The sequence below is a fragment of the Rhizobium tumorigenes genome (genome assembly GCF_003240565.2).
Classification (GTDB): Bacteria; Pseudomonadota; Alphaproteobacteria; order Rhizobiales; family Rhizobiaceae; genus Rhizobium; species Rhizobium tumorigenes.
In genome coordinates, this window is sequence record NZ_CP117255.1 from 2,000,228 (window position 1) to 2,013,682 (window position 13,455).

13 protein-coding genes are annotated in these 13,455 nt (G+C 61.4%); 8 read left to right on the top strand and 5 right to left on the bottom strand.

All coding sequences use genetic code 11. The features are described 5' to 3' along the window. Positions 1–205 precede the first annotated feature (205 nt). Together PR017_RS09875 and PR017_RS09880 are read right to left on the bottom strand one after the other, a co-directional pair. The gene (locus PR017_RS09875) at positions 206–1,729 is read right to left on the bottom strand and encodes a UdgX family uracil-DNA binding protein (protein WP_111222735.1); all 1,524 of its coding nucleotides are present in this window, start codon (positions 1,727–1,729) and stop codon (positions 206–208) included. Beyond that, positions 1,729–2,961: a putative DNA modification/repair radical SAM protein gene (locus PR017_RS09880; RefSeq protein ID WP_111222734.1), complete on the bottom strand. Its 1,233-nt coding sequence runs from the start codon at positions 2,959–2,961 to the stop codon at positions 1,729–1,731. Before PR017_RS09880 ends, PR017_RS09875 begins: the two co-directional genes overlap by 1 nt. A 248-nt stretch (positions 2,962–3,209) precedes the next feature. Between PR017_RS09880 and greA the strand changes: the two genes are divergently transcribed. Next, positions 3,210–3,686: a transcription elongation factor GreA gene (greA, locus tag PR017_RS09885; protein WP_111222733.1), complete on the top strand. Its 477-nt coding sequence runs from the start codon at positions 3,210–3,212 to the stop codon at positions 3,684–3,686. A 17-nt stretch (positions 3,687–3,703) separates the two neighbouring features. Next, a complete protein-coding gene (locus PR017_RS09890; RefSeq protein WP_111223009.1) occupies positions 3,704–4,756 on the top strand; it encodes a glycosyltransferase family 4 protein in 1,053 nt (350 codons plus the stop codon). Here the strand turns inward: PR017_RS09890 and PR017_RS09895 are convergent. Together PR017_RS09895 and PR017_RS09900 are read right to left on the bottom strand one after the other, a co-directional pair. Further along, positions 4,720–5,634 (bottom strand): glycosyl transferase, encoded by a 915-nt coding sequence (locus PR017_RS09895; protein ID WP_111222732.1) that lies wholly within the window; start codon positions 5,632–5,634, stop codon positions 4,720–4,722. The genes PR017_RS09890 and PR017_RS09895 overlap by 37 nt on opposite strands. Positions 5,635–5,636: 2 nt before the next feature. Beyond that, the gene (locus tag PR017_RS09900) at positions 5,637–6,104 is read right to left on the bottom strand and encodes an Lrp/AsnC family transcriptional regulator (protein WP_111223008.1); all 468 of its coding nucleotides are present in this window, start codon (positions 6,102–6,104) and stop codon (positions 5,637–5,639) included. Between the two features lie 243 nt (positions 6,105–6,347). Here PR017_RS09900 and trxB point away from each other — a divergent pair, with 243 nt between their 5' ends. From trxB to PR017_RS09925, 5 genes are all read left to right on the top strand, one after another. Then, on the top strand, positions 6,348–7,322 hold the full coding sequence (gene trxB / locus PR017_RS09905) for a thioredoxin-disulfide reductase (RefSeq protein WP_111222731.1): 975 nt from the start codon (positions 6,348–6,350) through the stop codon (positions 7,320–7,322). A gap of 23 nt (positions 7,323–7,345) precedes the next feature. After that, entirely contained in the window at positions 7,346–8,242 is an 897-nt protein-coding gene (locus tag PR017_RS09910) for a LysR family transcriptional regulator VtlR (RefSeq protein WP_111222730.1), read from the top strand. A 539-nt stretch (positions 8,243–8,781) separates the two neighbouring features. Further along, the gene (locus PR017_RS09915; RefSeq protein WP_111223007.1) at positions 8,782–9,075 is read left to right on the top strand and encodes an ArsR/SmtB family transcription factor; all 294 of its coding nucleotides are present in this window, start codon (positions 8,782–8,784) and stop codon (positions 9,073–9,075) included. Between the two features lies 1 nt (position 9,076). Further along, positions 9,077–10,246: an MFS transporter gene (locus PR017_RS09920; RefSeq protein ID WP_111222729.1), complete on the top strand. Its 1,170-nt coding sequence runs from the start codon at positions 9,077–9,079 to the stop codon at positions 10,244–10,246. A gap of 37 nt (positions 10,247–10,283) precedes the next feature. Then, complete coding sequence (locus PR017_RS09925) at positions 10,284–11,408, top strand: alkene reductase (protein WP_111222728.1); 1,125 nt, start codon at positions 10,284–10,286, stop codon at positions 11,406–11,408. A gap of 57 nt (positions 11,409–11,465) precedes the next feature. Here the strand turns inward: PR017_RS09925 and PR017_RS09930 are convergent, their stop codons facing one another. Beyond that, a complete protein-coding gene (locus PR017_RS09930; protein ID WP_425069993.1) occupies positions 11,466–12,437 on the bottom strand; it encodes an SDR family oxidoreductase in 972 nt (323 codons plus the stop codon). Between the two features lie 85 nt (positions 12,438–12,522). On the opposite strand from PR017_RS09930, the gene PR017_RS09935 reads away from it, so the two are divergent. After that, positions 12,523–13,443, top strand: coding sequence for a LysR family transcriptional regulator (locus PR017_RS09935; RefSeq protein ID WP_111222726.1), 921 nt, complete (start codon positions 12,523–12,525; stop codon positions 13,441–13,443). Positions 13,444–13,455: the final 12 nt, after the last annotated feature.

The following is a 13,455-nucleotide window of genomic DNA, read 5'->3' on the forward strand; positions in this document are numbered from 1 at the left end:
TTACGGACATCCTGCGCCTCCTCCGCACGCTCGAACATTCAGCACGCCGGATCGTCCGCTACGATCCCGGCGTTGGCACCTTCGGAGACGACGACAGCTGGCGGCAAGCGCTGGATCGATGAGAAGCGAACGATGTCCGGAGTACGGGAAACCGCGTGGCATATCCTGAAGTTCCCGCGCACACATCAATACGTGTGCTGATAAGTCAGGATGCGGCATCCGCCTGCCCCACGAGACGGCTTATTGATCGCATCTCCGCCTGAAACCGCGCCAGTTCCTCGGCCTTGCGCCCCGCGTCGGGGATGCGCAGCAGATAGGACGGATGGACGGTGACGAAGAGGCTGCTGCCATCTGCCAGCGGCAGCGGCTGTCCCCTGACATCCTCCAGCTTCTGGCGACTGTCGGTCAGCGCGAACAGCGCGGTGGCGCCGAGGGCGACGGTCAGTTTCGGGCGGATCAGCGCCCGCTCTCCGTCGAGCCACCAGCGACAATGCCGGACCTCGCCCATCGTCGGCTTCTGGTGGATACGACGTTTGCCGCGTGGCTCGTATTTGAAATGCTTGACGGCATTGGTCACATAGAGCGTCGTCCCGTCTATGCCGGCATCGTCGATCGCCTGGTTGAAGACCCTGCCGGCCGGACCGACGAACGGCCGGCCGGCCAGATCCTCGTGATCGCCCGGCTGCTCGCCAACCACCATCACCGATGCGTCGGCAGGTCCCTCGCCGAAGACCGTTTGCGTGGCATGGCAATGCAATTCGCAGCGGGTGCAATGGCTGGCGGCCTCACGCAAAGCTTCGATGCTCCCCTCTGGCGCGGTCGCGACCACCGGGCGCCCGGCAGCGGCTGCCGCCTGCAGGCGCTGGTGAAAAGGCAGCGGCTCGGTGGCGGCGCGCTTTGCCATTGCCAGCACACTCGCCTCGGCACCGGCGATGAGACCGGGAATGAGATCGGCCTCCGGCAGGTTCTTCCAGTATTTCTTCGGCATCTCCGCCTGCATGGCCTTCACCTTCAACCGTGCCGGATTGAAGATATTGCTGAAATAGGTGCGCCACAACGTATCGGCTTCATCCGTCAGCGACGGCTTCTCGACGGGCAGGTCGGAGATCGACAGCTGCGTCCCGTCCCAGGTAGCGGAGCCGCGCGGCGTCGCGATCAGCCAGTCCATGTCGTTGAACCGGCGCTGGAAAAACGGCGCCTTGCGGGCGACGATATGATGGTCCGGCTCGAACCAGGCCACGAAGCGTCGGCGCGGCAATGCCATCTCGCTGTCGACCTCCTTGAAGCGAACGAAGGCCGTCATCTTGTGGCAGTCGCGGCGAACTGCCTTCTGCAGCATCAGCGCCCGGTGAACATCCACATCAGACACGATATCGAGCAGCCGGCGGTCGCGGCCCAGCCGGAACAGAATGCGGTAGAGCAGCGCAAACCGGCCGGGATCGGAATGACAGAGGACGGCCTCCGCAAGACCGATAAAGGCCGGCGGCACGGTAACAGGCGGTGTACCTTCCGGACCCACACCAGACCCGTTTCGTGGCAAAGGCTCAGTCGGCTCCAGCAAAAGGCTATCGCCAGAACCTGCGAACAAGTCCCCCCCCAAGGCTGCCTCGCGCCAGTCGATGGCCTCGGGAAGCACACCTTCGCCAAGCAGCGGCCGGGCGGCATCGCGCCATTCGGCAAGATCGCCCCTGCCCTTCAGCGTCACCCGGTGAACAACTGCCCCACCCATCAGAGCAGCGTCAACTGCACGGGCTTGGGTGCAAACATCGCACGCAGATCCTGCCGGTCGGCAAGCTTTCGCGGGCTCCAGCCTTCGGCGACGATGAAGGCCTGCACCTTCTTGACCGACACTCCGAGGCGCGCAAGGTCCTCCATCCTCAGCCGGCAGAAACGCCGGGCGGACAGGATGGATTTCACCGTTTTGGTGCCAAGTCCCGGCACCCGCAGCAGCGTTTCGCGTTCGGCGAAGTTGATGTCGACAGGAAACGCGTTCCGGTTGCCCAGCGCCCAGGCCAGTTTCGGATCCAGATCCAGATCCAGCATGCCACCGGCCTGCTGGCCGGTAATTTCGCCGATGCCGAACCCATAGAAACGATACAGCCAGTCCGCCTGGTAGAGGCGATGCTCGCGCATCAGCGGCGGCTTGATCAGCGGCAGGTTTTTCGACGAATCGGGGATCGGGCTGAATGCCGAATAGTAAACCCGCCTCATCCCGTAGCTGCCGTAGAGCCGCGCGCTGGTGCCGAGAATGGTTGCATCGTTTGCCTCGTCGGCGCCAACGATCATCTGGGTGCTCTGGCCGGCCGGCGCAAAGCGCTTGCGCTTCTTGCTCTGTAGCGTCGGATCGCTGGCCTCCTCTATTCTCAGCCGCAGCGCACCCATCGCCTGGCGGATGCCGGCTGGCTTCTTTTCCGGCGCCAGACGGGTGATGCCGACATCGGTCGGTAATTCGATGTTGAGAGACAGGCGGTCGGCATAGAGCCCCGCCTCCTCGATCAGCTTCGGCGACGCCTCCGGAATGGATTTCAGATGGATGTAGCCCCGGAAATTATGCGTGGTCCGCAATTCGCGCGCGATCCGCACCATCTCCTCCATCGTGTGATCTGACGAGCGGATGATGCCGGAGGACAGGAACAGGCCCTCGATGTAATTGCGCCGGTAGAACTCCATCGTCAGCCAGACGACCTCCTCTACCGTGAACCGGGCCCGCTCGACATTGCTCGACGAGCGATTGACGCAATAGGCGCAGTCGTAGATGCAAAAGTTGGTCATCAGGATCTTCAGAAGCGAAATGCATCTTCCGTCCGGCGCATAGGAATGGCAAATGCCGGAGCCTTCCGTTGACCCCAATCCGCCGGATTTCGCCGAACTTCGCGTCGAGGTACCGCTGGAGGCACAGGACGCGTCATACTTGGCAGCATCGGAAAGAATGGCTAGACGATCGTTCAGCGACTTTTTCATATCATGTTCACTATATGTTCTATCTCTAATCGTCAAGACGGGGTGCTTCTGATTGTCGGTAAAATAAGCAGGCTAACAAAAAGAACCACTTGGACTTGCACCGTTGCGATGCGAATTCTCTGGAAATTGGCAGTCGCATTCTGTTATAAGTGCCCCATATAGCGGCTATTGCACGGTTCCGAAGTTTTCCTTCGGGACCTGTTTTCTTTTGTGTCGGCAGCTACGACATAGGACTGAAGGACAGAGACATGGTTGACAAGGTACCGATGACGCAGAGCGGCTTCGCCAATTTGCAGGAAGAACTGCGCTGGCGCCAGCAGCAGGAACGGCCGCGGATCATCGAGGCAATTTCCGAGGCTCGCGCCCACGGCGATCTGTCGGAAAATGCGGAGTATCATGCCGCCAAGGAAGCGCAGAGCCATAACGAAGGTCGTATCGGCGAAGTCGAGGATCTTGTGGCCCGTGCCGAAGTCATCGACCTGTCGAAAATGTCCGGCACCACAGTCAAGTTCGGCGCCCGCGTCAAACTTGTGGATGAGGACACCGCGGAACAGAAGACCTACCAGATCGTCGGCGATCAGGAGGCCGACGTGAAGGCCGGCCGCATTTCCATATCTTCGCCCATCGCACGTGCGCTGATCGGCAAGGAAGTCGGCGATTCCATCGAGGTCAATGCGCCCGGTGGCTCCAAGGCCTATGAAATCCTCTCCATCACTTGGGGCTGAGCTCGGTGGCAGCGGACCTGCGCGAGACCGAGATCGTCGCGCCCAATTTCAAGCGCCGATTGTCGGGGGTCACCTCGACGATCGTGCAGCTTGTTCCCAAGCAGGTCGCGCTCGGCACGCGCATTGTAACGCTGGGGCCCGGCCTGCCTGCGCATCTGCCGAAACTCGGCTGGAGCCAATTGCCCGGCCTGTGGGTCCGGCCACGCCGCTACAAGGTTCGCGTCTGGCATGCCCGCCGCAACAATGAAATGCTGTTTGGCCTTCTGTTGCGAGCTGTGTTGCGCATGCCGATCAAGCTGCTGTTTACATCCGCAGCCCAACGCCGCCACTCGGCTTATACGCGCTTTCTGATACGCCGCATGCACGCCGTCATTGCCACCAGCACCCGCTCCGGCAGCTTCCTTCAGGTGCCCCACACTGTCATCCAGCACGGCGTCGATCTCAACCTGTTCCATCCGCCGGAAGCGCCGGCCGACCGCATGGCCGCGACGGACCTCCCCGGCCGATACCTGATAGGCTGCTTCGGCCGCGTGCGCCACCAGAAAGGCACCGATCTTTTCGTTCAGGCTATGATCGAGTTGCTGCCCAACCATCCCGACTGGACGGCGATCGTCTGTGGCCGTGTGACACCGGAGCACAAGGCCTTTGCTGACGGTTTGACCAAGGCCGTCGCTGATGCCGGCCTGTCGGATCGCATCCGATTCCTCGGCGAAGTCGATGACATCCGCCCCTGGTATCGCCGCGCAACGCTCTACGTGGCGCCTTCGCGCAACGAGGGTTTCGGTCTGACGCCGCTGGAAGCCATGGCCTCGCAGACGGCTGTCGTCGCCTCCGATGCCGGTGCCTATGCCGAGATGATCGTGCCGGGCGAGACCGGCATGGTCGTTCCGGCCGGCGACGGCCCTGCCCTCACGGCAGCCATCGAAACCTATCTGGCCGATCCCGACGAGGCCCGACGTCAGGGACAAAACGCTGTCGTCCATGTCCGCAGCAATTTCGCACTGGAAAAAGAGGCGACGGCTATCGCCGCCGTCTATGCCGGCCTGCTGGGCGAAAAGCGGTCGTCATAGCCGAAGCCGGCACCGGCCAGTGCCGACACCGGCGAATAATTGACGATCTCGATGCCCCGCTCAGCCGCAACCGACCTGGCAAGCAAGAAATGCGCAACGATGCGGGCTTCCGCGTCCGCAATGCCGGATGAAGCGGTTTCGCCGCTGGTCTCGTAGAAGCGCGGCTGACGGGCATTGGATATGTCGATGCCGAACAGCCCGATTGTCTTCGGTTCACAATAAAGAGCAAACTGCAGCGCAGACACGGCAACCGAGCCGCCACGAAACACCCCGCGATCCGGGTCGAACGAAAGGCCAGCGTTGACCTCCGCATCCCTGCGAATGAAATCGAAGGCCTGGATCGTATCGTACCGCCGCCGCCTTGCTCCATAGGGTTTGCGGATATCATCGATCAGCACGATCGTCCGGTCGCGCAGGAACCCCAAGTCTATCTCGCAGATAGCGCGCAACACCTCGACGGAAAACAGGCAGGGCGTATCGTCTTTCACCCGCTGCTTCAGGAGATCGAAGTGTCGCCAGATGAACCGCTCGTCCTCAACGGCAACGGACAGCGCGTCTGCGACAGGCTGACCAAACAGGCTGATGGCGCCGTTCAGCAGAATGGCAGTTTGCGGCGGCAGACGGGAAAGATCGTTACCGGCTATCGAGGGGCCGGAGCCGACGATCGCCACCGTGTCGCCGGACCGACTTCGGAGTATAGAGGCGCTCGACAGCGCCGCGACAGCAGCGTCGCGATAGCGGACCTCACCCGGCGCATCCACGCTTGCCCGCACGATGGCCAGCCTCGGAAACGCATCCTGGAAATGCGCGCGCGCGCTGCCGAGCAGCAGGCGCGTGCCCGTCTTGATCAGTGAACGGTGCCAGGGGCGATCGGACATGCTTAGAGTTCCACCAATCCCAGCTTCTTGACCTGGCGGATGGTGAGCATGGTGCGGACCGTATCCACATGCTCGTTGGCCGTCAAAACCTCGATGACGAAATCCTGGAAGGCGGTCAGGTTCTGAGCGACGCAATGCAACAGGAAATCGCTGTCTCCGGACACCATCCAAGCCTGGCGCACGAGCGGCCACTGCAGCGTGGTCGCGGCAAATGCCTTGAGGTTGGTTTCCGACTGGTGCTTCAACCCGACCATGCAGAAGGCGACAAGATCGAAACCGAGCCGCGGGCTGTTGAGCATCGCATGGTAGCCCTCGATAATGCCTGCTTCCTCGAGCTTGCGCACCCGCCGGAGACAGGGCGGTGCCGAAATTCCGACCCGGTCGGCGAGCTCGACATTGGTCATGCGGCCGTCCTGCTGCAGTTCGCGAAGAATTTTTATGTCGATGGCGTCAAGTTCTGCCCGCAGCACGGTCATGCCTTTCTTTAATTCCTCCGTCGCACCTTCTATATAAAGAGCAGAAATTCGCAACAATGTTTCCCGCGCACGCCTGAATCTTGCCCGTTGGCCATTTGCCCTGTTGGTAATGCAAGGCTGCCCTTGAATAAATGCATGCGACAATCATAAATGAGGCAGCGCATGGGAAAGATCGACGGCAATGCCGCTAGCAGGCAGTGCCACCATCCCATCGCTGCCAGTGAAAGGACTTCCCTCATGTCTGCCCGCCACACGAAGGTGCTCATCATCGGTTCCGGCCCTGCCGGCTATACGGCTGCAGTCTACGCTGCCCGTGCCATGCTGAAGCCGGTTCTGATCGCCGGCATGGAACAGGGTGGCCAGCTGATGATCACCACCGATGTCGAAAACTATCCGGGCTTTGCCGATCCGATCCAGGGCCCCTGGCTGATGGAGCAGATGCTGCAGCAGGCCAAGCACGTCGGCACAGAGATCGTCAACGATCTCGTCACCGAGGTCGACACATCGCGCCGCCCCTTCGTCCTCAGCACCGATTCCGGCACCGTATGGACCGCCGATACGCTGATCATCGCCACCGGTGCAAAGGCCAAATGGCTCGGCATCGAGAGCGAGCAGCATTTCCAGGGGTTTGGCGTTTCCGCCTGCGCTACCTGCGACGGCTTCTTCTATCGCAACAAGGACGTCATCGTCGTTGGCGGCGGCAATTCGGCCGTCGAGGAGGCGCTTTATCTTTCGAACATCACCCGCTCGGTAACCGTGGTTCATCGTCGCGATTTCTTCCGCGCCGAAAAAATCCTGCAGGAACGGCTGTTCGAGAAGCCCAACGTCAAGGTTCTCTGGAATTCGGAAATCGCCGAAATCACCGGCACGCCAGCCAAACCGCCAATGCCGCCATCGGTGTCCGGCGTCAGGCTGCGCGACATAAAGGCTGGCACTGTCACCGACATGGCGATTGATGGCGTCTTCGTCGCCATCGGCCATGCGCCGGCGACCGAACTCTTCAAGGGCAAATTGAAGCTCAAGGACAACGGCTATCTCTGGACGGCCCCTGATTCGACTGCCACCGACGTGGAAGGCATCTATGCCGCCGGCGACGTGACCGACGATACGTTCCGCCAGGCGATCACCGCTGCCGGCATGGGATGCATGGCGGCGCTGGAGGCGGAGCGCTACTTGACCGGGCTTATGCCGGTCGCGATGGCTGCGGAGTGAAGCAGCCAATGAGGGGGAGCGGAATGCCATTGGATTGGGACAAGCTGCGGATTTTTCACGCGGCTGCCGAAGCCGGATCGTTCACCCATGCGGCAGACAAGCTGCATCTGTCCCAATCCGCCATCAGCCGCCAGGTCAGCGCCCTCGAGCAGGATGTCGGCATCAAGCTGTTCCACCGCCATGCCCGAGGCCTCATCCTCACCGAGCAGGGCGAACTCCTGTACCGCACCGCCCATGACGTGCTGCTGAAGCTCGAAACCGTCAAGATGCAGCTGACGGAGACCACCGACAAGCCGAGCGGCAAGCTGCGCGTCACCACGACGGTCGGTCTCGGCCAGGGTTGGCTTACCGACAAGATCCAGGAGTTTCTGCAGCTTTATCCCGACATGCAGATCCAGCTCATCCTCGACAACGAGGAGCTGGACGTCAACATGCGCCATGCCGACTGTGCCATCCGTCTTCGCCAGCCGCAGCAATCGGACCTGATCCAGCGCAAGCTTTTCACCGTCCACATGCACGTCTACGCCGCCCCCTCATACATCAATCGGCACGGCGAGCCGCAGTCCGTCGACGATCTCGACGATCACCGGATTATCTCTTTCGGCGAACCGGCTCCGCAATATCTTCTCGACATCAACTGGCTGGAGGTTGCCGGCAGGTCTTCCGACAACAAGCGACTGTCGCATCTGCAGATCAATAGCCAGACCTCGATCAAGCGTGCCTGCCTGCTCGGTATCGGCATTGCGGTGCTGCCGGACTATATCGTCGGGCGCGACCCTGGGCTGATCCAGTTGTCGCTGAATGCCGACGTGCCATCCTTCGACACCTACTTTGCCTATCCCGACGAAATGAAGAACGCTGCGAAGCTCAAGGTCTTCAGGGACTTCATCGTCGCCAAGGCTCGAAACTGGAACTTCTAGCAAGGGTAAATCATTAGCCGCACTAACGAGCCATGTCCTCTCGACATGGCCGATATGCACAAACAGTCATTGATGCCTGCCCATTTAACGACCATATCGATTACAGCTGATGCACACGGTGGCTTTTCCTCCCAGTTCCACCGCAGAAGCTGTTCCCCTCTGGAGGTTTTTGACCTTCATACCTACAGGGCCCTGGTTTCGACCGGCGGCCCTCTTTTTTTGCCTATTTTTGGAATTTCTCGCTGCGGCGCACAAATGCATAGCTGCCGTGCACAAAAAAACATTGCCACCTGCCCAAATTGCAGACATATTGCACACAGCTGATGCACATGGTGGCTTTTACCTCCCAGTTCCACCGCAGAAGCTGTTCCCCTCTGGAGGTTTTTAACCTTCATACCTATAGGGCCCCGGTTTACCGGTGGCCCTCTTTTTTTGCCTATTTTTTGGCCTCCCGTGATCACGCCCATGTGATCGTGCTGTCCTATTGCATCGTGTCCAGCCGATATACATATCGTCTCAACACGATGCAGGTCAGGATCATGGACAGAGATGAAATTCTGAAAGCGCTGGCGCACCCCACCCGGCTGGAAATTCTGAACTGGCTGAAGGAGCCGGAAAAGCATTTCGCCACGCAGGATCATCCGCTTGAACTCGGGGTCTGCGCCGGACAGTTCGAGCGCTGCGGCCTCTCCCAATCGACGGTCTCGGCCCATCTCGGCACCCTGCACCGCGCCGAGCTGGTGATCACCAAACGGCTTGGCCAATGGGTCTTCTACCGACGCAACGAGGCCATCATAGCCGAGTTCCTCGAATCGCTTCAAAAGGAACTGTAGAATGCCTTTGGCTCTTTTCGTCCTTGCTCTGAGCGCTTTTGCGATCGGCACGACGGAGTTCGTGGTGCTCGGTCTCTTGCCGGACGTCGCCGGCGACCTCGCGGTGACCATTCCACAGGCCGGCTGGCTGGTAACAGGATATGCGCTTGCCGTTGCCATCGGCGCGCCGATCATGGCCGTCGCCACCGCGCATCTGCGCCGGCGCTCCGCGCTCATCCTGCTGATGGCCGTATTCATCCTCGGCAATGTGATGTGTGCGCTTGCTCCCGACTACTGGATCATGATGATCGCCCGCATCGTGACGGCGCTATGCCATGGCGCCTTCTTCGGCATCGGTTCGGTTGCCGCAGCAAACCTCGTCGCCAGCGATCGCAAGGCGAGTGCCGTGGCGCTGATGTTCACCGGCCTGACGCTTGCCAATGTGCTCGGCGTACCGCTCGGAACCGCCCTCGGCCAGGCCTATGGCTGGCGTTCGCCCTTCTGGGCCGTCGCCATTCTCGGCGTCGCATCGATCATCGGCCTGATGCTCGTTATGCCGAAAACGGAAATCGCCCCCAAGAGCAATATCTTGGGAGAAATCTCTGCGTTGCGCGGCGCCAGCCTCTGGCTATCGTTGCTGATGACGGTGTTCTTCTCGGCGGCAATGTTCGCGCTGTTCACCTATATCGCCCCGATCCTGCGCGATGTCACCGGCGTATCGCCCCAGGGCGTGACATGGACCCTGTTCCTGATAGGCCTTGGCCTGACGGTCGGTAATCTCGTCGGCGGCAGGCTTGCAGACTGGCGCCTCGGTACCAGCCTTGCTCTTATCTTTGCCGCCATAGCGCTGACATCGGCGACCTTCAGCGTAACAAGCAAAGCGCTTGTTCCGGCCGAGATTACCCTGTTTCTCTGGGCTTTCGTCACATTCGCTGCCGTCCCTGCCCTGCAGATCGGTGTGCTCCGCTACGGCAAGGACGCACCGAACCTTGTCTCGACCATCAACATCGGCGCCTTCAACGTCGGCAATGCACTCGGCGCGTGGGCAGGTGGCGTGGTGATCGCAAACGGCTTTGGGCTGACCCGCGTACCCCTCGCCGCCGCAGCGCTGGCGCTGGTCGGCCTCGGCATCGTCGCCCTCATCTTCGCAACCCCACGTGCACGTCGCAACGCCATTGCGGCTGCCGAATAAGTCACTACCTCCCAACCACCAACAACGAGGAAATACCATGACAAAACTGTTCGAACCGACCAAGCTCGGCGATATCGCCATCGCCAACCGCGTCGTCATGGCACCGCTCACCCGCAACCATTCCCCGGGCGCCGTACCCAACGACCTGAACGTCACCTATTATGTGCAGCGCGCCAGCGCCGGCCTGATCATCACAGAAGCCACTGCCATCACCCAGCAGGGTCAGGGCTACGCCGACGTACCGGGCCTCTACACCAAGGACGCCCTCGATGGCTGGCGCAAGGTCAACGATGCCGTCCATAAGGCAGGCGGCAAGATGGTCGTGCAGCTCTGGCACGTCGGACGCATTTCCCACGACAGCCTGCAGCCAAACGGCGGCAAGCCGGTCTCCTCGACTGCCAAGCAGGCCGACGCCAAGACCTTCATCATCCAGGACGGCAAGGGTACCTTTGTGCCGACGTCCGAGCCACGCGCACTGGAAACCTCCGAGCTCCCCGGCATCGTCGAGGACTACCGCAAGGCTGCACGTGCCGCTATCGATGCCGGCTTCGATGGCGTCGAGATCCATGCCGCCAACGGTTACCTGATCGACCAGTTCCTGCGCTCCGGCGTTAACGACCGCACCGACCAGTATGGTGGCTCGATCGAGAACCGCGCCCGCTTCCTGTTCGAAGTCGTCGAGGCCATCACCAAGGAAATCGGCGCCGGCGTCACCGGCATCCGTCTCTCGCCCGTCACCGCCGCCGGCGACAGCAGCGACCCGCATCCGCAGCCGCTCTTCACTTACGTGATCGAGGGTCTGGCGAAATACGGCCTGGCCTATATCCACGTCATCGAGGGTCAGACCGGCGGTCCGCGCGATTTCCAGCAGGGCGACACACCGTTCGACTATCAGGCGCTGCACGCCGCCTACAAGGCTGCCGGCGGCAAAGCTGCCTGGATGGTCAACAACGGCTACGACCGCGAGATGGCGATCGAAGCTGTCGACAGCGGCAAGGCCGATATCGTTGCCTTCGGCCGCCCCTTCATCTCCAACCCCGACCTCGTTGCACGGTTGAAGCTGAATGCCGAGCTGACGCCGATGGATCCCGCCAAGCTCTACGGAGCCGTCAACGGTGCCGAAGGCTATACGGACTATCCGACGCTCGACAGCGCAGCCTGATCGCAGACCCGCATCCAACGAAAATCCCGCCACAATGGCGGGATTTTTGCGACCGGCTTAAAGACTGCCTATCGATTCCAGCGTCGCACGAACCGCAACGTCGACAGGCGTCTGCGGCTCTTCGCCGATGGCAGCCACAAGCCGGTTGTTCGGCATCTGCAACGGCTCCGACCAGAGATAGCGCATCTCGCGCAACTCGCGCATGAAGCCGACGAATGGCGCTGCCAGGGGAAGCAGCCACCAGGGGAAACTTCCCCGCTTCAAGGGCCGACCTGCGACCCGCTCGATCGATGCCACCATCTGCCTCCCGTCGGCATCCCAGAAACCCCGCATGTGGTAGACGGCAAAGACCGGCAGGCTGTCGCTTTGCTCGAGAAGCCGGATCATCGTCTCCGCCACATCCGGCACATAGGCCCATTGATGACCGATGCCCGGCTTGCCGGGATAAGTGACAGAGGCGACCGGCTTGCCGGCCTTGACCAACCCTTGCGAAAACCAGCTGCTGTCCGCCTGCGGCCCGAAATAGTCGCCCGCCCTGACGATGATGACAGGCACGCCCTGCCCCGCCGCCATCTGCAGGCGCCGTTCCATCTCGACGCGGATCCCGCCCTTTACGCTTGTCGGATGCTGGGGGCTTTCCTCGGTGATTTCCGGAAAGGTATCGGGACCGAAATTGTAGATCGTACCGGGCAACACGATCCTGGCACCAACGGCCTTTGCAGCTGCAACCGTATTATCGATCATCGGCAGGACCAGCTTGCCCCAGTTGACATAACCGGGGGGATTGACCGCATGGACGATGACGCTGACGCCCTGCGCTGCCCGAAGCACATCGGCGGCATTCATCGCATCGCCTTTCACCCAGAGAAAGTCCGGCAAGCGGGAGGCGGCCTTTTCCGGGTCACGGTTCATCGCCACGACCTGCCAACCCCGTGCGTAAAGCCCGCGCGCTACCGCACCGCCGATACCACCCGTTGCGCCGAGTACCAGTGCCGTTTTCTTCATGTCCATCTGATTTTGCATCGTCATCTCCATTGGTTCGATGAGGAGACAATGCGCCTAGGACCACATAAACGAAATTGCCGAAATGTGTGGACATGCTATACGAATATGCATGAACAGGAACGAACCCAGCTGGGACCTCTATCGCAGCTTCCTCGCCGTACTGCAGCAGGGATCGCTGTCGGCGGCAGCGCGCGAGCTCGGACTGACGCAGCCGACCATCGGACGTCATATCGACACGCTGGAGCAAACGATCGGCGCCGAGTTGTTCACCCGCTCGCAGCTCGGCCTGCTGCCGACGGATGCCGCCGCCGACTTGAGACCCTATGCCGAGGCGCTACAGTCGACTGCAGCCGCCTTGCTGCGAAGCGCCTCCGCGCGGCGCGACCGCGTGTCGGGCACGGTCCGCATCAGCGCCAGCGAAGTCATCGGCGTCGAAGTGCTGCCGCCGATCCTTGCGGACCTGCAGGAGGCACATCCCGACCTGACGATAGAGCTGTCGGCCTCCGACACGGTGGAGGACCTGCTGCACCGACAGGCCGACATTGCCGTGCGGATGGCCGAGCCGTCGCAGGCGGCCCTGGTCGTCCGGCGCATCGGCGATATCCCGATGGCGTTCTTCGCCCATCGCCAATACCTCGAACGCCATGGGGTACCCACCACTCTCGAGGAGTTGGCCGAACACAGGCTGATCGGCTTCGACCGCCAGAGCGCCTATATCCGCTCGATGATACGCCGCTACCCTATTCTCGATCCCCAGCGTTTCTCGTTTAGAGCCGACAGCACGCTGGCGCAGATTGCCGCCATCCGGGCCGGCGTCGGCATCGGCCTCTGCCAGTCTCCACTGGGAAACGCCAATCCGGACCTCGTTCACCTGCTGCCGGAGGTAAGCCTGCCGCTTGGAACCTGGGTCGCAATGCATGAAAACCTGAAGGGATCGCCGCGATGCCGCGTCACCTTCGATGCGCTTGTTTCGGGATTGCTGGCCTATGTCGGGGAAAAACGGATGGATGACCGCAGGAGCTCGACGTGAGCCCACCATCGC

What these genes read in the sequence shown, in the direction of transcription:
- PR017_RS09875 (WP_111222735.1), bottom strand. Translation starts at nt 1,729, where the DNA reads ATGGGTGGGGCAGTTGTTCACCGGGTGACGCTGAAGGGCAGGGGCGAT.
- PR017_RS09880 (WP_111222734.1), bottom strand. Translation starts at nt 2,961, where the DNA reads ATGAAAAAGTCGCTGAACGATCGTCTAGCCATTCTTTCCGATGCTGCC.
- greA (WP_111222733.1), top strand. Translation starts at nt 3,210, where the DNA reads ATGGTTGACAAGGTACCGATGACGCAGAGCGGCTTCGCCAATTTGCAG.
- PR017_RS09895 (WP_111222732.1), bottom strand. Translation starts at nt 5,634, where the DNA reads ATGTCCGATCGCCCCTGGCACCGTTCACTGATCAAGACGGGCACGCGC.
- trxB (WP_111222731.1), top strand. Translation starts at nt 6,348, where the DNA reads ATGTCTGCCCGCCACACGAAGGTGCTCATCATCGGTTCCGGCCCTGCC.
- PR017_RS09910 (WP_111222730.1), top strand. Translation starts at nt 7,346, where the DNA reads ATGCCATTGGATTGGGACAAGCTGCGGATTTTTCACGCGGCTGCCGAA.
- PR017_RS09915 (WP_111223007.1), top strand. Translation starts at nt 8,782, where the DNA reads ATGGACAGAGATGAAATTCTGAAAGCGCTGGCGCACCCCACCCGGCTG.
- PR017_RS09920 (WP_111222729.1), top strand. Translation starts at nt 9,077, where the DNA reads ATGCCTTTGGCTCTTTTCGTCCTTGCTCTGAGCGCTTTTGCGATCGGC.
- PR017_RS09925 (WP_111222728.1), top strand. Translation starts at nt 10,284, where the DNA reads ATGACAAAACTGTTCGAACCGACCAAGCTCGGCGATATCGCCATCGCC.
- PR017_RS09930 (WP_425069993.1), bottom strand. Translation starts at nt 12,437, where the DNA reads ATGACGATGCAAAATCAGATGGACATGAAGAAAACGGCACTGGTACTC.
- PR017_RS09935 (WP_111222726.1), top strand. Translation starts at nt 12,523, where the DNA reads ATGAACAGGAACGAACCCAGCTGGGACCTCTATCGCAGCTTCCTCGCC.